Source organism: Streptomyces bathyalis, from assembly GCF_015910445.1.
Classification (GTDB): domain Bacteria; phylum Actinomycetota; class Actinomycetes; order Streptomycetales; family Streptomycetaceae; genus Streptomyces; species Streptomyces bathyalis.
Map to the genome: position 1 here is coordinate 1431260 of NZ_CP048882.1, position 17992 is coordinate 1449251.

At 69.9% G+C, this 17992-nt stretch carries 17 protein-coding genes and 1 pseudogene; 7 read left to right on the forward strand and 11 right to left on the reverse strand.

Annotated elements, in window-relative coordinates; genetic code table 11:
- Positions 1-14: 14 nt before the first annotated feature.
- Genes G4Z16_RS06185 through G4Z16_RS06195 form a run of 3 tightly spaced genes read right to left on the reverse strand, consistent with a single transcriptional unit; the run spans position 15 to position 2840 of the window.
- On the reverse strand, positions 15-794 hold the full coding sequence (locus G4Z16_RS06185; RefSeq protein WP_197349612.1) for an ABC transporter ATP-binding protein: 780 nt from the start codon (positions 792-794) through the stop codon (positions 15-17).
- On the reverse strand, positions 791-1597 hold the full coding sequence (locus G4Z16_RS06190; RefSeq protein ID WP_197349613.1) for an ABC transporter permease: 807 nt from the start codon (positions 1595-1597) through the stop codon (positions 791-793). Before G4Z16_RS06190 ends, G4Z16_RS06185 begins: the two co-directional genes overlap by 4 nt.
- Positions 1598-1613: 16 nt before the next feature.
- On the reverse strand, positions 1614-2840 hold the full coding sequence (locus G4Z16_RS06195; protein WP_197354200.1) for an ROK family protein: 1227 nt from the start codon (positions 2838-2840) through the stop codon (positions 1614-1616).
- A gap of 675 nt (positions 2841-3515) precedes the next feature.
- Between G4Z16_RS06195 and G4Z16_RS33215 the strand changes: the two genes are divergently transcribed.
- Both G4Z16_RS33215 and G4Z16_RS06205 read left to right on the forward strand, forming a co-directional pair.
- Positions 3516-3800 carry a DUF3592 domain-containing protein gene (locus G4Z16_RS33215; protein WP_425508052.1) on the forward strand — a complete coding sequence of 95 codons (285 nt, stop codon included), beginning with the start codon at positions 3516-3518 and terminating at the stop codon, positions 3798-3800.
- A 13-nt stretch (positions 3801-3813) separates the two neighbouring features.
- Positions 3814-4239, forward strand: a complete 426-nt coding sequence (locus G4Z16_RS06205) for a DUF3592 domain-containing protein (RefSeq protein ID WP_197349617.1) — start codon at positions 3814-3816, stop codon at positions 4237-4239.
- Positions 4240-4440: 201 nt separating this feature from the next.
- Here the strand turns inward: G4Z16_RS06205 and G4Z16_RS06210 are convergent, their stop codons facing one another.
- Entirely contained in the window at positions 4441-5433 is a 993-nt protein-coding gene (locus tag G4Z16_RS06210; protein ID WP_197349619.1) for a response regulator transcription factor, read from the reverse strand.
- Positions 5434-5773: 340 nt separating this feature from the next.
- On the reverse strand, positions 5774-5950 hold the full coding sequence (locus G4Z16_RS06215) for a hypothetical protein (protein WP_197349620.1): 177 nt from the start codon (positions 5948-5950) through the stop codon (positions 5774-5776).
- 303 nt (positions 5951-6253) lie between these two features.
- On the opposite strand from G4Z16_RS06215, the gene G4Z16_RS06220 reads away from it, so the two are divergent.
- Together G4Z16_RS06220 and G4Z16_RS33220 are read left to right on the forward strand one after the other, a co-directional pair.
- Positions 6254-7237, forward strand: coding sequence for an XRE family transcriptional regulator (locus G4Z16_RS06220; RefSeq protein WP_197349622.1), 984 nt, complete (start codon positions 6254-6256; stop codon positions 7235-7237).
- A gap of 34 nt (positions 7238-7271) precedes the next feature.
- Positions 7272-7490: pseudogene (locus tag G4Z16_RS33220) on the forward strand (transposase); the annotation flags it as partial.
- A gap of 374 nt (positions 7491-7864) precedes the next feature.
- Here G4Z16_RS33220 and G4Z16_RS06230 read toward each other — a convergent pair.
- Together G4Z16_RS06230 and G4Z16_RS06235 are read right to left on the reverse strand one after the other, a co-directional pair.
- Positions 7865-8110 carry a DUF5133 domain-containing protein gene (locus G4Z16_RS06230; RefSeq protein ID WP_197349624.1) on the reverse strand — a complete coding sequence of 82 codons (246 nt, stop codon included), beginning with the start codon at positions 8108-8110 and terminating at the stop codon, positions 7865-7867.
- A gap of 292 nt (positions 8111-8402) precedes the next feature.
- Complete coding sequence (locus tag G4Z16_RS06235) at positions 8403-10427, reverse strand: CocE/NonD family hydrolase (RefSeq protein WP_197354202.1); 2025 nt, start codon at positions 10425-10427, stop codon at positions 8403-8405.
- A 685-nt stretch (positions 10428-11112) separates the two neighbouring features.
- On the opposite strand from G4Z16_RS06235, the gene G4Z16_RS06240 reads away from it, so the two are divergent.
- From G4Z16_RS06240 to G4Z16_RS06250, 3 genes are all read left to right on the forward strand, one after another.
- Positions 11113-11298 (forward strand): hypothetical protein, encoded by a 186-nt coding sequence (locus G4Z16_RS06240; protein ID WP_197349625.1) that lies wholly within the window; start codon positions 11113-11115, stop codon positions 11296-11298.
- Between the two features lie 42 nt (positions 11299-11340).
- A complete protein-coding gene (locus G4Z16_RS06245; protein ID WP_197349626.1) occupies positions 11341-12666 on the forward strand; it encodes a hypothetical protein in 1326 nt (441 codons plus the stop codon).
- Between the two features lie 454 nt (positions 12667-13120).
- A complete protein-coding gene (locus tag G4Z16_RS06250; protein ID WP_197349627.1) occupies positions 13121-13912 on the forward strand; it encodes a ferritin-like domain-containing protein in 792 nt (263 codons plus the stop codon).
- A 50-nt stretch (positions 13913-13962) separates the two neighbouring features.
- On the opposite strand, the gene G4Z16_RS06255 is transcribed toward G4Z16_RS06250, so the two are convergent.
- The 4 genes from G4Z16_RS06255 to G4Z16_RS06270 form a co-directional block, all read right to left on the reverse strand.
- Complete coding sequence (locus tag G4Z16_RS06255) at positions 13963-15177, reverse strand: cytochrome P450 (protein WP_197349628.1); 1215 nt, start codon at positions 15175-15177, stop codon at positions 13963-13965.
- Positions 15178-15199: 22 nt separating this feature from the next.
- Positions 15200-16189 (reverse strand): PDR/VanB family oxidoreductase, encoded by a 990-nt coding sequence (locus tag G4Z16_RS06260; protein ID WP_197349629.1) that lies wholly within the window; start codon positions 16187-16189, stop codon positions 15200-15202.
- A gap of 99 nt (positions 16190-16288) precedes the next feature.
- Entirely contained in the window at positions 16289-17050 is a 762-nt protein-coding gene (locus G4Z16_RS06265) for an IclR family transcriptional regulator (protein ID WP_246530708.1), read from the reverse strand.
- Between the two features lie 93 nt (positions 17051-17143).
- Complete coding sequence (locus G4Z16_RS06270; protein ID WP_197349631.1) at positions 17144-17959, reverse strand: ABC transporter permease; 816 nt, start codon at positions 17957-17959, stop codon at positions 17144-17146.
- Between the last annotated feature and the right edge of the window lie 33 nt (positions 17960-17992).

Genomic DNA, 17992 nt, shown 5'->3' on the forward strand with positions numbered 1-17992 from the left:
GCAGGAGTCGGATGTCAGGCGGCGGACGCCGCCTGGGGCTGGTGGTAGACGGAGTGCCAGACCTCGTTCCGGATCTGCCGGAACTCGGCGGAGAGCCGGATCTCCTCGGTACGCGGATACGGGAGGTCCACCTTCAGGACCTGGTGGACGCGTCCGGGCCTGGCCGCCATCACGACCACCCGGCTTGCCAGATAGACCGCCTCGTCGACGTCGTGCGTGATGAACAGGACGGTGCGCTGCTCCTGCCGCCAGGTGCCCAGGAGCTGGTCCTGCAACTGCACCCGGGAGAGCGCGTCGAGCGCACCGAACGGCTCGTCCATCAGCAGCACTTGCGGGTTCACCGCGTACGCGCGGGCGATCGCGCACCGCTGCTTCATGCCGCCGGACAGCGTCTTGGGCAGCGCGTCGGCGAAGTCTCCGAGCCCGACCAGATCGATGGCGTGGTCGGTGCGCCGCTTGCGCTCCGCGGCCGGGAGCGCGGCGAGCTTCAGGCCGAACTCCACGTTGTGACGAACCGTCAGCCAGGGGAACAGGGCGTACTGCTGGAAGATCACGCCGCGGTCCGGACCCGGTCCGGTGACGGGGGCGCCGTCCACCAGGACCTGGCCCTCCGTGGGCGCGACGAGGCCCGCCGCCATGCTCATCAGCGTGCTCTTGCCACACCCGGAGGGGCCGACGACCGTGACGAACTCCCTGTCGGCGATGTCCAGCGACACGTGGTCGAGCGCGACGAAGGCGGTGTCCTTCAACGGGAAGGTCTTGACCACGTCCTGAAAAGAGATCTTGGTTGTCATCGGCGCTCCTGCCAACCGGTGAGCCGTCGTTCGGCGAGCAGCAGCAGCCGGTCCATGGCCAGGCCGAGCACGCCGATGGTGATCAGCGCCACGAAGATCGTGGGGATTTCGTACCAGGTCGAGGCCTTCTGCATGCGGAAGCCCAACCCCTCCTGTGCGCCGACCAGTTCGGCCGCCACCAGGGTCGCCCAGGACGCGCCGAGCCCGATCCGCATCCCTACCAGGATGAACGGAGTGGACGCCGGGACGACGATCTTGACGAAGATGGTCCTGTCCGACGCACCGAGCACCCGCGCGGCGTTGATCAGTGTCCGGTCCACGTCGACGACACCCTGGAAGGCCGCCACCACGCAGGACATGAACGCCGCCAGAAAGATCACGAAGACCTTCGGTGTCTCGCCGATGCCCAGCAGCACGATGGCCAGCGGAATCAGTGCCAGCGGCGGGATCGTACGGAAGAACTGGACGAAGGGCTCGATCAGTCCACGCGCCAGCGGATACCAGCCCATGAGGAAGCCGATCGGGACGGCGACCGCGGTGCCGAGGGCGAAGCCCGTGAAGACCCGGCGCAGGCTGGCCAGCGTGTCGTCGAGGAGCGAACCGTCGGCGATCATCTCGCCGCCGCGCTCCGCCACGCTGACCGGTCCGGGAAGGTTCTCCACTCCGAGAGACGCCAGCGCCCACACCGCCAGGCCGAGCACGAGCGCGACCAGGTTGAGGACGAGCGGCCGTCCGGCCCGCCGGGTGCCGCGCCGCTCAGCGGCCGGCGCGGACTTCCTCCCGGGTGTGGTGATCACGGCCATGGGTGCCTCACCTGCTTCATAGGTCCTCCTCGGGATCCGGTCGCTCCCCCTGGGCCTCGGAGCGCCTCGTCGGGTAACGGGAAAGCAGGGAGGACTCGCGCAGCACCAGCCCGATGCCGCCGAGGGCGCCGCCGACCTCGCCGAGCGTCGCCCTGCGCACTTCGAGCCGGTGCCTGGAGAGCGGCAGAACGTGCGCGCTCAGCGCCTCCTCGACCGGACCTGTCAACGCGGCGCCGGCCGCGGCCAGTTCACCGCCGATCACGATCACCCCGGGCCCGACCGCGTTGCATACCGCCGCAAGGACCCTGCCGACCTGGGAGCCCGCCGCACGCAGCACGTCCCGCACCGTCCCGTCGCCTGAATCGAGCGCCGCCACCAGCGCGGAGACGTCTTCGGCGCGCCCGCCCGCGGCACGGTAGGAGTCGAGCACAGCGCCCACCGAGGCCACGGTCTCAAGGCAGCCGACGCCACCGCATTCACAGCGCGCCCCGGCCCCCTCGACCGTGACGTGCCCGAACTCGCCCGACAGCCCGTGCGCACCGCGGTGCAGCGAACCGCCCACCACAAGGCCACCGCCGACACCGTGCGACAGCCGGAGATAGAGCACATCCTCATCGCCCGCCGCCGCACCCCACACCGATTCGGCCAGCGCCGCGAGCCTGGTGTTGTTGTCCACCAGTACCGGCGCCCCGAAGCGCTTGTGCAGCAGTTCAGGCAGGCCGTCCACGCCGCGGGCATGCGCGCTCTCACCGCCCGGGTCGGCGACCGGGCCGACGACGCCCACGCCGATGGCGCTGAGCGCACCGAACTCCAGCGTCCCTCCAGTCAGCGAGCGGACCAGGCGCTGCGCGAGATCGGTCCGATCCACCCAGGACAGATCCCCCGCGTGCGACTCGCTCGCGGACCCGACGATCTCGTGCGCGACATTGGCGGCGGCCACGTGCACAGCGCGCCGGGCGAAGTCGATCCCGATCGCCTGCCCCGCCTCGGGGTTGAGGGTCAGCGTCTCCACGGGCCGGCCCCGCTTTCGCGGCCCCTGGCCGGGAGCGGAGGCGACCACGGCACCGGTGGCCAGCAGCCCTCCGATGATGTCGTAGAGCGTCGTGCGGGACAGCGCGCTGAGCTTGCCCAGCTCGCCCCGGCTGAGGCGGCCGTGCTTGCGCAACAGGTCGAGCACCAGCTCCTCGTGCCCCCGCCGCAGCCGGGTCAGGGGACCGTCGTGAGACTCCATGCCGCACAGCATGCTGACCCGCAACATTTTCGTCAATAACTCGGAAAAAATAAATCGGCCAGTCGGCCACTTGCACCGGTGAGCCCAACCAGGCGCCTGCGCAAGGGCGATCGACTCGGTGAACACCGGAGCCCGTCCCGGCCGCGCGCTGCCTTCCGTGGTCTGCCGATCCGCCGAATCCGGGAGGGTGTGCCCCAGCTGCGTCCCACCACCGCGGTCGGCCCGACGGCCTCGACCACGTCGTCGCGTGTGCGGCCGCGGGCGGGCGCCGTCCTCGGCACGGGACAGACGGCTGGATGAGACCGACAACCGACGTGCCGAGCGGAGTTGAGCTCGATGCGCGCGGGGCTCGGCTACCGTCGGCGGGCGTGGCCGGGAGCGGAGGCGGAAAGCAGGGGGCCCGGCTCGCGCCACACGAAGGCTGTTCTCGGACGAACGGCGCCGACTTCTGCGTGCGGTGCAACCTGCCGCCGCCGAGGGCGCGTGTGCGTCGGTAGGCAGTGCGGCGCCCCGGGGACTGCGTTGTGCCGCGCCCACATCTGCGACGGGGGTGAGAGATCGGTGGTGGAAGCCGGTGTTTCGTTCTGGATCTGCCTGACGAGCGCAGTGGTCCTATCAGGCCTCTTCTGCCTGGAAGTTCGCTCGGTGCTCCGGTTGCGTCGTGAAGGCGTTCGCACCGAGGGCACCGTGGTCGACAACGTGGAGAAGACGGCGGAGTCGAGACGGCGGTGGGTGCCCGTCATCGCCTTCACCGACACCGAGGGCTATCGGGTGGAGTTCGCACCGCGAGCACGGTCGGGCAGGCCGCTGCCGCTCGGCCGCACGGTGAGAGTGATCTACCTGCGCGACAGCCCGTGTGACGCTCGGATGAACTCCTGGGGCGATCTGTGGCTCGGCATCACCCTTCTCGCCGTCTTCCTGACCGGCAACGGGTGGGCACTGATCGGCCTGGGACCGCAAGTCATGGCATAGGAAGGTATGTGACATGTCGCATCGTGCGGGCAACCTCACGCGCCGGCTGCCGGAGAAGACGGGCGCATTCCTGGTCGGCCTCTACGTCCTGAGCCTGGGTTACCGGGAAGCCTCCCTGGCGCTGCGTCTGCGCCGGCGCGGTCTGACCGCCGAGGGCACGGTGGTGGAGAACGTCCGCTGCACGGGCGCGAACGGACCGTCCTGGGCCCCCGTTGTCTCCTTCACCGACCGTGCGGGCAACCAGGTGGAGTTCACTCCCAGCATGCGGGGCCCCGGCGTGGGACTCTCCACGGGCCGCACCGTGGAGGTGATCTACCTCCCGGAAGCCTCCCCGGACGCCCGGGTCAACACCTGGCAGCACCTCCTGCTCCCGTCTCTGTTCGCCGCGTTCGCGGGCGTGGCGCTCATCGCCTTCGCCCTGCTGTTCGTGGTCCTCTAGGTCTCGTCTGACAAAGGCCGGAGCCTCGGCGGTGTCGGAGTGGAGGCTCCGCCTCGTACGCCTTCTTCACGTCGACAGCGAGCCTGGGGGATCCTCTATGCGCATTCGCACAGGGTGTCTGGTCCCCGGCACTTCCCTGCTGCGGCAAAACACACCGTCCGGCAAGCGCGGTAGCACTGTCGCTGAGCCCCGCGCCCTGACTCAAATCCAGCCGCGCTCCCGCGCCAGCAGCGCGGCCTGCGACCGGGTACCTGCGCCGAGCATCTGCATCGAATCGGCGATGTGGCGCCGGTACGTACGCACGGAGACACCCAGGTCCCGTGCCCCGGCCTCGTCCTTGCGTCCGGAGCACATCGTTCGCAGGACCATCCGCTCCACTTCGGAAGGTCCGTCATCATCGGACTTGCGCTCTTCGAGCAGTGCGAACAGATCGCTTGATTTTTCCCAGATCGACTCGAAGAGGGCGAAGAGGTTGGAGACCAGGCCGCTTTCCTGCGCGAAAAGAGCGCCACGGGCGCGGTTTTCGGGATGTACTGGGATGACTGCGGTGCGACGGTCGTATATCTCGATCTTGGCCGCGGTGTGACCGATCAGTCGTACGCGCGCACCGTCCGACTCCAACTCCCGCAGATACGCCACGGTCGGCGGGTGGTCGACAGCCTTGCGGACGAAGACGGTACGGACGGAGAGACCTCTGCGCAGGCAGCGCAGCACACGCGGACGGACCTGCTCGATCTCCTCCGGCTTCAGCGCGTTGCCCGGCTCCACCAGGGCGACTTCCTCGCGTGCGAAGAAAGCCAGGTCGTCGATGCGGTCGCAGACCTTGGGCAGTTCGGTGACCTGCTCGATGCCGCCCACGAGGGCGGCGCTCCGCTCGCAGCGCTCCGCACGCAGGGAGGCCACCAGGGGTTGGAGCTGCGTGAGGAGTCGAAGCATCTTGCGCAGTCCCTGCAGACGCAGATCCAGCAGCCTGGCGACCGCCGCATCCGGGTCGGCGGCTACCACTCCATCGGTCTGTCTGTGCAGCAGCTCCAGCTCACACAAACCACGAAGCTCCTGGCGTGCGGAGTCAGGAGGCAGCCGAAGCCGATCGCTGAGGGAGTCGAGTTCTATGCCGGGCTCACGGCGGCAGAGGCGGTAGATCTGTTCCTGCTCCTCCGGGAGACCGAGGCACGACATCTCTTTGTTGCCCAAGTTGATCTTCCCCCATTTCGGTCGCCCCCCGGCCCGTGCGGGTAAGACCGCGTCCTATGTGGTGAGTCGGACGCGGCGTTACCACAGAGGACGGCTGCCAGGTCGAGGAAGGCCAGGAAGTTGAGGGTGGCGATTACTAGGACAAGCGAGGAGATATACCCAGCTCGGGTGTCCTCTGAGAGCGACTCACATCTGCCGCCGTACCGGAACGCCGGGAGCCGACGCGACACAGAGACGCGCCAGTTCCCGGCAAGCGGCCGACGACGTGGGGCGGACGTGCCGGGCAGGGACCACGACTGGATCACGACCCCGCGCAAATACTCGTGAAAGCCGAAAGGCCCTATCCGTTGGCTGCTTGGTAGCCCGCGTAGGCGGCTCGAGCGACAACCACCCCCGTTGCCGGCACTGCTAGTGCCGGGGTGGCAAGCACGATGAGCCCTGAGTCCAGCAGCTTGCCCTCGTCGGACTCCAGCAGACCTTGGTCTGCCAGCGCTTCGTTGACCTTTTCTTCCAGCATTGAACTCTCCCAAGAACCAGACCGGTTGAGTGATGTCAGACGGCCGGCCACAGGGCAGGGTCGAACCCCCGGGGCTTCTCACCCGTCTCAGAGGGTGTGCCGGGTGAGCGGCGACCGTCGGAGCGAGCGTGGCCGCCGCAGGATTCACGCCGCAAGGTCCATCCCTGTCCGGTCTCCGTCCGGATTCTGCGGGAGCTGTCCGGCCTGGTCAGCGCGGTGGCCGCCGGACACGTCCGGACACAGGGGGCTCCGTTTGCCGCTCGACGGGCTTGTCGTGGGCATGCTTGACGTGAAAATGGAGCCGTGACTGGGAACCAACAGCCGAGACCCGAACAGGCGCGAAACGCCACGGAGTTCGTAGCGCTGCTGCGGGAGCTCAAGGACAAGTCCGGACTGTCCTACCGTCAGTTGGAGGAGCGTGCCGAGCGACGGGGCGAGGTGCTGGCGCGAAGCACGATCGCGGACGGGCTGCGCCGGTCGGCGGTGCCCCGCGCGGATGTGGTGGCCCCGTTCGTCCGGGCCTGTGGAGCGGGGGACGCGGAGGTCACTGCCTGGCTGGCGGTCCGGGAGCGTCTCGCCGCCCTTCCTGAGCCGGCCAGGGCGAACGGGACGGACGGGTCACACTCGCCCGGGCTCACGCTCACACAGGCATCTGCACCACCCGCGATGAGGTCCCGACACCTACTGGGCCACCGCCCGACACGGTGGTGGCTCGGTGCGGCGGGACTCGCGCTGACGCTGGGCCTGACAGCACTGGCCTGGGCACTCTGGCCGGGTAAGGAGCGCGAGACGGCCGCCGGGGCCGGTCCCCTACCCGGCGGCTGGGTGGAGATCCGCCCGGTTGGCGCCCCCGGCCAGTGCCTGACCGAGGGCCGGGAACAAAGCGGCCGGTTCACGGCGGCGATCGCCGTTCAGCGCCCCTGTGCCCACGCGGAGCCGCCGCGGACTCGACTGCGGTCCACCGACGCGGCCGGGGTCTACTACATCGAGTGGGATCACCCGGCGCACGGCCGCGGCTGCCTGACACTGCTGGACAGCGGGCCAGCCGCCACCATGCTGGAACCTTGGGACGACTGCTCGGGGGCCCGGGCCACGCAGCGGTTCCACATCGAGCCGGCGGAGCAACCCACCGGGTCGTACCGCATCCAGTCCACAGCCACCGGCGGGTGCCTGGCCCTCGGGGACGAGACGCCGACCCAGGGGACGGAAGCCGTCGTGGGGTCGTGCTCGGATGCCACGGCCCAGCTATTCCTGATCACCCCGGCGAACGCCCGGCAGGACCGGTGACGGCGGCCGGACGACAGCGGCGGCACCGGCGTCGGGGGTCGGGCTCACCGGCGCTCGGATACTCGCCGAGATCCGAGACGACCGCACCAGGTTCGACACGGCCCGAGACTTGAAGGCGTATGCCGGAAGCACCCCGATCACCCGTGAGTGCGGCAAGAGCCGCCGTGTCTGTCATCGACGGATCAAGAACAGCCGCCTGGCCGAGACCGGTCGGCGCTGGGCATTCGCCGGACCCACCGCGTCACCCGGATCCCTGCGTGCCGCGGTTCAACGCACGACGAACCTCCGCGGTCATCGCCGCATCTCCCGGACGGTTCCGCAGTCGCCAGAACCCGGTAGACCTCGGCAAGCTGGCTGATGCCGTGTTGATCACCTAAATCGAGGAGCAGCTGACCCGCCCCGTGGGACTTCTCTGGGACTTTCGGCTACATCAACGGGGACGAGGGTGAAACAACCGAAAGACCATCTGGGCAGGTCAGCTAGCTGAATTCCTCCTTCGTAGCAGGTCACGGTGTCGGCTGGTCTCTTCCGCGACATCTGATCGCGTCGCGCGTCGGCCGGTTGCTGCGGCCACGCGCCGCATCCGGTGTCTGCCGGCCGGATCGCCCAGGGCCACGCGGCCCTTCGTCACGCGTGCGTGCGTGACTGTTCGGCGAGGATGGAGTCGTCGTGCGTGCGGGCACCGGGCAGCCGGTGCCGGGCGGCGATCAGCGCCGCGTCGACGTCGTTGGTGCCCGTGGCGATGCAGAGGTTGTACTCGACGTCGTCGAGGCGCCGCCGGGCCTCGGGACCGCCTTCTTCGGCGTTGACTGCGTGGAAAGTCTCGTACTGCTGGAGCAGCTTGTTCAGTACTGCGGTGTGTGCCATCAGCATGACCGGCCTCCATCGATTGCTTTCGGGATCAAACCGCACGGCAGGCAACTGCTTTCGGGATCAAGCCGCACGGCAGGCAACCGCGCACTGCCCGTTCGCCGTGCGCGGGTACCCCCTCGCCCGGATCGATGCGTCTGCAGAGGAATACAGCCGCCTCGTCACGGGATCTTCACGTCCGCGATGCCTCCCGGCCTTCCGGGACCCGCCGATTCGCGGGCACAGACGAACGGTCCGCATCGGACGGCACGTCCTGCCGTCCGATGCGGGCCCGTGCCGCGCGTGCTCGCCGGGCTCAGACGTGGTCGCGTGGAATCGTCCAGTTCCAATTCCGGGAACGGACCCTGCGGTTGCCCTCGTAGGCGTCCAACGTGGCGTGCAGATAGAAGTTGGACGCATCGGAGGTGAGCACGGTGCGGGTCGTGGCGGACACGTCCCAGTCGCCGCGGGCGAATCCCATGACCCAGTCGATCTCGCCCTTCACGGAGTCGAAGTCGTCTCCGGTCCAGCTGTAGCGCTCGCAGGTCCGGCGGGTCAACTCAAGATCGATGTCCTCCATGTACGTCACCCCGAGGTCCTTGACCACCTCGAGCGCCGAGCGGTAGTCGACGAGGTCACGCGAGACCGTCCAGCGCTGCTCGCCGGGACGGATCGTCTCGCTCGGCAGCGGCGGGGCACCCTCGGGCTCTCCGAACAGCGGCGTGGCCAGCTCGTCGGGTTCCCTGATCGGGCGGATCGGCAGCTCGAGTTCGCTCTCCTCCGGATGCACCGTCAAACGCACCGGCTCGGGCGGCGGCCATGCCAACGGCCAGTACGACGTCGACAGCGCCAGCCGGATGCGGTGTCCCGCCGGGAAAGCCTGCGCCACGCCGTTGAGCTGGATCCGCACCGCGTAGCGCTCCCCCGGTACGAGGGGTTCGGGCTCGGCATGCCCGTTCCGGTGAGTGAGGTTGAGCAGCCCGTACGTCGCCCGGGTCGCGCGTCCGTCCGGCGCCACGTCGGAGAGCCTGACCGCCACCATCGCGACGGGGCGGTCCACCTCCAGCGTCGCGTGCAGCACCGGTCCGCCGAGGATCTCGCAGCGCTCGGCCAGCGGTTCGGTCTCGAAGACGAGCGAACCGCCGTCCTCCTCCCGCTGGTCGTAGGGAAGGTCCGGCGGCGCGTTGTACGAGCACCACTTCCCGGCGAACTGGCCCACCGACAGGGGCGATTCCACGTACAGCGGGGGTGATTCGAGCTTCTCGCCGGCATGCCCGATCCGCCCGTCGCCCAGGGGGTGCCGGACCCGCTCGACGTGCGGCGAGAGCCACTCCGGCTCCCCGACCCAGCGGCCCGGACGTTCCTCGTAGGCGGTGGACGGCGGCATGCTCTCCTGCATCCACGTGCACAGCATGGGCTCGTCCATCACGCCGTTGTCCTCGTCCTTGAGCCAGTGGTCCCACCAGCGGACGAGTTCCCGCAGGAAGTTGATGGCCGGGCCCGGGACGCCGAGGTGCGGGTACTTGTGCGACCACGGCCCGATCAGTCCCTTGCGGGGCACGTCGAGGTGTTCCAGCACGCGGAAGACGGCGTTGGAGTAGCCGTCGGCCCAGCCGCTGACGGCGAGCACGGGGCACTCGATGTCGGAGTAGTCCTCGCACACGGAGCCGTGCTGCCAGTACTCGTCACGCCGCTGGTGGGTGAGCCACTCGGCGATCCACGGCTCCAGGCCGTCGAGCCGCTCGAACCACATGTCGCGCCACCGGGACCCGACGAGTTCGGGGTCGGGCGGGCACGAGGTGTAGGCGAACATCGTCGAGGCCCACGAGAGGTTGTCGCTCAGCAGGCATCCGCCCATGTAGTGCACGTCGTCGGCATACCGGTCGTCGCTGAAGCTGAGCGCGGCGACGGCGCCAAGGCCGCGGGGGCGACGCGCGGCGAGCTGGAGGGCGTTGAAGCCGCCCCAGGAGATGCCCATCATTCCGGTCCGGCCGTTGCACCAGGGCTGGTCGGCCATCCACTCCAGGATGTCCTCGCCGTCGCAGAATTCCTGTTCCAGGTACTCGTCGGCGAGCAGGCCCTCGGAATCGCCGCTGCCGCGCAGATCCACGCGCACGCAGGCGTAACCGTGGGCGGCGATGTAGGGGTGGTTGACCGAGTCGCGCAGGGCGGTCAGGTCGCGCTTGCGGTACGGGATGAACTCGAGAATCGCCGGAACCGGCTCCGTGTCGGAGGCAACCGGCCGCCAGATGCGCCCGGCCAGCCGCGTCCCGTCCCGCATGGGGAGCCAGACGTGCTCCTCCTCCTTGACCGCGTTCGGCCCGGAGTTGACCTCCTTCATTGCAGAAGCCCGCATTCGGCTCTCCTACTCGTCGAATTCGAACGGCATCGGTTCCGGACGGCGCAGCGGACGTCTCCGGGCCCGGCCCGGTCCTCTTCGGCGGCGACGTCGACGCGCGCGTCCGGCATCCCCTTCCCGGTACGGGAGTTGGCCCGAGGGCCGGGAGACCGGCGCGCACATGGAAGGGGTACGCCGCCGGACGGGGAGCCCGCAGGAGCTCCCGGCCGCGCTCGTCGAGTCCGGGCGCACAAGACGTCTCCGGCTGGCCGACCACGGCCCCGGGGTACCCATGACTTGCTTCTTCAGTCCGGCCGCCGTCGCAGGCCATGACATTCCCGGGCCACGGCCTCCGCCGTCCCGTGTCGTACGGCATCGCACACAGCCGGCTCGGCGATGCGGGGCGCCCGACGGCAGTTGGACAGCCCCGGCAACGGCGGCACCGGGCGGGTGTCGGGCCGTGTCACCTGTTCTTTCCGGACGGGCCCGCGCTCTGCCGCGCGGATCGCCTGCGGAGCCGGGCAGGCAGGACGGCCGGGCCGAGGCAAGGGAAGTCCTCACGCAGGGATGGGAGTTGACCGGATCGGACGCGGGGAGGCGGCCCCGCGCCGACCGATCCGGTTCCCTTCGGCGCCTTCCTCGTGACTGGTCGCGCTCCATACCGCACCGGCGCCGCGCCCGGCATCTGATGGCGGCACCGTCCCCCGCGCAGAGGGCCAGCCCGCTGCCGTTCCTCTTCGGCGTCGCCACGGCCACGCTCGTCCCCGACCCGGACGGCTACGTCGCCGGGCTCTCCCGCGTCGCACCGCTCCGGTACGCGGCGCCGCTGGTTCCGTCGAAGGAGACGGAGACGGAGCCCGTCATGTCGAAATGAGAAGCCGTGCACCCTCGGGCGGATCCGGGGTACACGCAACATATGAATCAAATACGGCATAAAGGATTCCTGAGGCTGCTCCTCGTTCTCGTGGCCGTCCTTCTGCCGGTGTTCGCCGTGGCTCCGGGGGCGCAGGCGGCCGGGAAGGCGGACAGCGTCGGCGAGGTGGCCGCGGCGTTGCGAGAGGGCCCCGTCTACGTCGATCCCCGCGCCTCGGACCGGTTGTCCAGCGCCGACGCCAAGGACCTGACGCGGAAGATCAAGGACGAGGACAAGCCGGTCTTCGTGGCTGTGCTGCCGAAGGCCCGCGAGTTCCCGCCGGACAACCTGCTGCGGGATCTGCGCGCCCAGGTCGGCGACAGAGGCGTCTACGCCGTCACCCTCGGTGACGGCTTCGCTGCGGGCGCCGACCGTTCCGTCATGTCACGGAGCGCGGTCGACGATCTGCGCCGGTCGTCCGTGGACCCGGGCGGCGGCACACAGGCGAAGCTCGACCGGTTCGTCGATGGTGCGACCGATCAGGCACGCGGCAGCGCGCCCGCCTCGTGGGACAGCGGCCAGTCACGGGGAACGGGCGGCGGCTTCGCCCTGGTCGCGCTCCTGGGCCTGCTCGTCGTCTTCGCGGGAGGCGCCCTCCTCGTGCGCAACCGGGCACGCAAGCAGCAGGCCGAGCGGGAACGCGAAGCGCTGGACCGGCTGCGCCCTGTGGTGGACGAGGACATCACCGCCTTCGGCGAGGAACTCGACCGCATCGGATTCGACCCGCAGGCCCCGGAGTCGGACGACGCCATGCGCAGGGACTACACCCACGCCATCGACAAGTACGACGAGGCGAAGCAGAAGATGGAGGCCGCCCGCGGGCCCGGGAACGTCCGACCTGTCACGGAGGCCGTGGAGGACGGGCGCTTCGCGCTGGCGACCCTCGAAGCCAGGCGCGACGGCGAACCGCTCCCGGAACGCCGGATGCCGTGCTTCTTCGATCCGCGTCACGGCCCGTCCGTCGAGGACATGCGCTGGGCACCGCCGGGCGGCACCGAGCGGACCGTGCCGGTCTGCGCGGCGGACGCGGCGCGGCTGAGGGACGGTGCCGAGCCGATGGCCCGCAACGTCGACACGCCTGAGGGGCGCCGGCCCTACTGGGAGGCCGGGCCGGTCTACGCACCCTGGGCAGGCGGCTACTTCGGCGGCGGCATCCTTCCAGGCCTGCTCGTCGGTACATTGCTGGGCAGCTCACTGGGGGGTTGGGGCTACGGTGACGGCTACGGCGACGGCGGGTTCGACGGCGGCTTCGACGGCGGCGACGGTGGCGGTGGCTTCGACGGCGGCGGATTCGGAGGCGGCGACTTCGGCGGAGGGGGCGGCTTCTGATCAACGATCCCCGTCCGGCCGGGAGTTGAGACCCCCTTCGCGGGGGCCACGCCGACCACCCCTTGAGCCGGTTCGGCCCGGCCGGCCAGCACTGGTCCCCTGGGACGCACCCGTCCCGGGGTTCACCCCGGCCACCATGCCGCGGATCACCGCCCGGCTGCGGCCGCGCTGCTCGCCTACGCCGGACGGCGGAGGCTCACGTTCGCTTCCCTCGCCGTCGTACGGGACTGCCGCCCGGAGCGGCTCCCGGCGCCCTGAGCACACCGGGCCGCACCCCTGGCGCCCCCTGCCGGCCCTCGGCCGCCGCCCCGTGGCCCATACGTGACTGCCGGTCCCGAGGCAAGCGGTCAGGCTCGCCTTACTTCGTTTGGCACAGGCAAACGCCCCTGCTGTTGCCGGTTGCCCGCCGTCCCCTTTGACTCGATTGTGCGGACGCCGTACGGAGGTGGCACTGATGCTCTCGTCCCGAAGCCTGTTCCGGGAGATCCTGGAGAACGACCGTTCCTTCCAGCTCTTCTGCTCCATCGCTGCCAGCGGGGAGGCGCAGGGTGGTTGGGAGAACGCCCGGATCGCGGCCCTCGTGCCGGAGAGCCTGCGTGATCTCGCCCCGAAGATCACCAAGCACGGAGCGGACGAGGACAAGCACGGCCGGATCTTCAACGCCCTGCTGAAGAAGCGCGGCCTCGAGCCCGTCCCCGTCCCGCAGGAGACCGACTACACAATGCTGCTGGAGCGGCGCGGCATCGGGCTGATGCACGAGAAGCTGCGGCGCGACGAGCAGCTCACCGAGCACGACATCATCGTCTATCTCTCCCACAGCAGGGTCACCGAGCAGCGCGCCTCCGACCAGATGGCGATGCTGCTCGACAGCTGCGGCGACGATCCGGAGACCGGCCGCGCCATCAGGATGATCAGCAACGACGAGGACAACCATCTGGCGTACTGCCACGAGGAGTTGCTGCGGCTGGCGGCGCAGGGCCACGAGGGGACCATCCGCCGCAATCTGCGGCAGTGCGCCCGCGCCGAGATCGTCGTCCACCGCGAGGTCTCCCTCGCCGTGATGTCCCACATGGGGCGTCTGCTGGACTGGCCGGCCATCAAGACCGCTTCGCTCGCCGTCGGCATCCACGGCATGTACCAGGTCGAACGGTTCGGCGGCTGGCGCAAGATGGCCAACCTGACGATGCCGGAGAAGCTGAACGCGCTCGGTGGACAGGCCGACATCGCCACAACCCCCGTCATCTAGGACGGGCCCTGGCAGCCACCCCTCAGGAACGGGCCCCGCCCGGTACCCGGTCAGGCGGGGTGGACGCGCACGGGCAAGGAACGCCACGCGCGGAGCGTGTTGTTGTGGTGCCGCACGACCGGCCCGGCGATCTCGATGCGCTCCACCCGCTCGGCCAGCGCCGTCAGCAACGCCTCGGACTCCAGCCGGGCCACGTGCTGTCCCACGCACTGATGGATGCCCATGCCGAAGCCGACGTGCCCTGACGGGTCGCGGGCGAGGTCGAAGGTGTCCGGGTGCTCCCACCTGCGCGGGTCGCGGTTGGCGGCCCCGAGAAAGAGAAGAACCTTGCTGCCTTCCTCGACCACCGTGCCGCCGATCGGGACGTCGGTGACGGCCGTACGGAAGAACGTCTGCACCGGTGACTCCAGCCGCACCGCCTCGTCGAAGGCCACGCGTGCCAGAGAGGGATCCCGGCGCAGTCGCCGCCACTGTTCCGGGTGGGTCGCGAACGCGTGGAGGACCGCGGCGAGCCCGTGCACAGTCGTGTCCACTCCGGCGGACAGCAACGACCGTACGACCAGGGGGGCTTGCGCCTCGGTGATGTCGCCGCGCGCGGCGGCCCGCCAGATGTGAGCGCCGAAGCCGTCATCGTCCAGCATTCCGGGACGGCAGCGCGCGTCGACCCATGCGGAGAGCTCTGCGATCCGCGGGTTGCCCTGACGCACAAGGTCGTTCGGGGGACCGAACGCGTTGAACAAGTGATCGCCGTAGGGCAGGAGATTCTCACGGCCGTCCTCCGGGATGCCCACGGCATCCGGGAAGACGCGCAGCGGAAACGCCTCGGCCAGCGATGTCACCGCGTCGAACTCCCCTGTGCGCAGGACCTGTTCGGTCAGGGCAGCGGCATCGGCGAACCAGGCGTCGCGGAGCCTGCGCAAGGCACGGGGCCCGAGGATCCTCGCGAGCACCGCACGGGGGGCGTCGTGCCGGGGAGGGTCGGCCTCCAGCAGCAGACTCGGCGGGCGCCAGGGCTTCTCACGGCGGAAGTTGCTCAGGCCGACGCCCGCCCCTGACTCGAAGTTCTGCCAGTCGGTGAGCGCGGCGTGCACCTGCTCGTGACGGCCCATCGCGTAGACGTCGTACCCGGTCAGACGGACGACGGGCCCGGATTCGCGCAGTTCGGCGTGGAAGGGGTGCGGATCCTCGAGAACTTCATGGCCGAACGGGTCGACGTCGCTGGACGGCAGATCGTCGTGCCCCGGGGAGGTCGCGGAGAGGTTCATGAGCGTTCCTAGCTTCGGGACGTCACAGGTCAAGGACGAGCTTCGGGCCGCACGAGCGGGAGACGCAGATGAACATGCAGTCCCCGGCGCCGCGTTCGTCGTCGTCGAGGATCGAGTCGCGCTGGTCGGGGCGCCCTTCGAGCACGCCCGTCTCACAGGTGCCGCACGTGCCCTCCTCGCAGGACGACAGCACGTTCACGCCGGCGGCGCGCACGGCTTCGAGCACGCTGACCCCGGGAGTGACGGTCACCGACGCACCGTGCCGGGCGAGTCGGACCTCGAATGCCTCGTCGCGGACGGGGGCGCTCTCCACCTTCGGCACGAACCGCTCCGTGCGAAGCAGTCCGGGGGGCCAGTGCGCGCAGCGCGCCTCGACCGCCTCCAGGAGGGGGCCCGGGCCGCACGCGTACACCTTCGTGCGGGGCCGGGGCTCGTCCAGCCACGACGGCAGGTCGGGCAGCCCCGACTCGTCCTGAGGGACGAGCGTGACGCGGTCGCCGTGCACCCGGAGCTGATCCGCGAACGCCATGGAATCGCGGGTGCGGCCTCCGTATAGCAGCTTCCAGTCGGCGCCCAGCAGTTCGGCCTGATGCACCATCGGCAGCAGCGGAGTGATGCCGATGCCGCCGGCGATGAACAGATACCTCTCGGAGGGCGTGAGCGGGAAGTTGTTGCGCGGCCCTCCGACGGCGACGAGGTCGCCCTGCCGCAACTCGTCGTGTATGTACGCCGAACCGCCACGCCCGCCGGGCTCACGCAGGACGGCGACACGGTAGGTGTAGGCGTCCCAGCGGTCACCGCACAGCGAGTACTGGCGCGTCATGCCGCCAGGAAGGATCAGGTCGATGTGCGCACCGGGCGCCCAGTCCGGCAGGCGCCTGCCGTCCGGGTGTTCCAGGGTCAGGCTCACGACACCGTCGGCTGCGGCACGTCTGCCGGCGACGCGGAGCAGCGTCCGTGAGTGTCCGCCGCCGGGGCGGGGCGGTTCAGGGCGCGAGCTGTCGGGAGGCATCTGCGGCTCCTCGTACTCTCTGAGAGCCCGAGGATGTGGCACTTGCCGGGCGGGCCACCACGGTCTTCTCACTCAGTGAGAGAGAACTTCCGGCACGTCTCAGGCTCTGCGGGCTTCGTGGCCCGCCATGGCACGCGAGACGCCGCGTGCCGCCGCCAGCAGAGCGGGGATCTGCGCGCGTGCGGTGTCGTCGTTGGGAACGATCGCCGCCAGAGCGGCCACGACGGCGCCGTGCGAGTCACGCAGCGGTACGGCGATACCTGTCGCGTCCGGATGTATGTGTCCCTGGCAGAAGGCGTAGCCCTCGCGCCGTACGTCGGCCAGGGTGCCGCGCAGCCGGCGGGGGGTGCTGATCGTGCGCTCCGTGTAGACGGTGAGCGGTCCCGCGATGATCCGTTCCTGGAGGTCGACGGGAGCGTGGGCGCAGAGAACCAGGCCCGAGGACGAGGCGTGCAGGGGCAGACGTCCGGCGATCCGGGTGTAGTTGATCACTGCTCCGGGCGCGGCCAGGCGTTCGACGAACAGCACCTCGTCGCCCTGGAGGACTCCCAGTTGGATGTGGTGTCCCACGACCGCGTGGAGGTCCTCCATGAACGGCATGGCGGCCTCGCGCAGCCCCACTGTGGGTGAGGCGCGCGAGCCGAGCTCCCACATCCGTACGCCGATACGGACGCTCCGGCCGTCACGCTGAAGCAGCTCGTGGCGGGCCATCTGCGCGACGAGCCGGGAGACCGTGGCGACGTGCAGGCCCGAGCGGCGGGCGATCTGAGAGACCGTGAGCGTCGTGACGTCGCTGCCGAACGTCTCGAGCACCCGGACCACCCGCGACAGCACCGTTTCGCCAGCTCCGGTCCGTGCCACACCGACACTGTGCAAGGCCGCCGGACGGCTGTCCATCCCGGCAGGGGCGCTTCGTCCGGGCCGGACCCAGCGGGCTCCGGGGGCCCGGGCGTCTCAGATCCGGCCGCCCGACGCCGTGTCGGACGACATCCGCTGCGCGATGTAGATCGGGATGACCGAGAGCAGCACGAGGACCGCCGCGACGACGTTCACCACCGGTGCCTGCTGCGGGCGCGCCATGTTGGAGAAGATCCAGATCGGGAGCGTCTGGGTGTTCGGGCCCGCGGTGAAGGTCGTCACGATGATCTCGTCGAAGGAGAGCGCGAAGGCGAGCATGCCGCCCGCCACCAGGGCGGAACGCACCAGCGGGAAGGTGACGTCGACGAAGGCACGGAAGGTGTTCGCGCCGAGGTCCATGGCCGCTTCCTCGTAGCTGCCCGGCATCCGGCGCAGCCGGGCGATCACGTTGTTGTAGACGACCACGACGCAGAACGTCGCGTGACCGACGACGACGGTGAAGAGACCGAGCCCGACGCCGAAGGGTTCGAGCACCGTACGGAAGGCGGTGTTGAGCGCGACCCCGGTGACGATGCCGGGCAGCGCGATCGGCAGCACGACGACGAAGGAGAGCGCCTCGCGGCCGAAGAACCTGAAGCGCTGGATGGCGAAGGCGATGAGCGTGCCGAGGACGAGCGCGGCGGCCGTCGCGCCCACGCCGGCCTTGAGTGAGGTGACCAGAGCGTGTCGGGCACCCGCGCTGCCCCATGCGGCCGTCCACCAGTCGAAGGTGATGCCGGGCGGTGGCCAGCTCGAACTGCGGTCCGGATTCAGCGAGTTGATCAGGACGAGGAAGAGCGGGACGTAGATGACCGCGAAGCCGACCACCGCGGCGACGCCCAGCGTGATTCGTGCGGGCCGGGAGAGTTTCATCGTCGAATGCCTTCGCGTCTCTTGCCGCCGGCG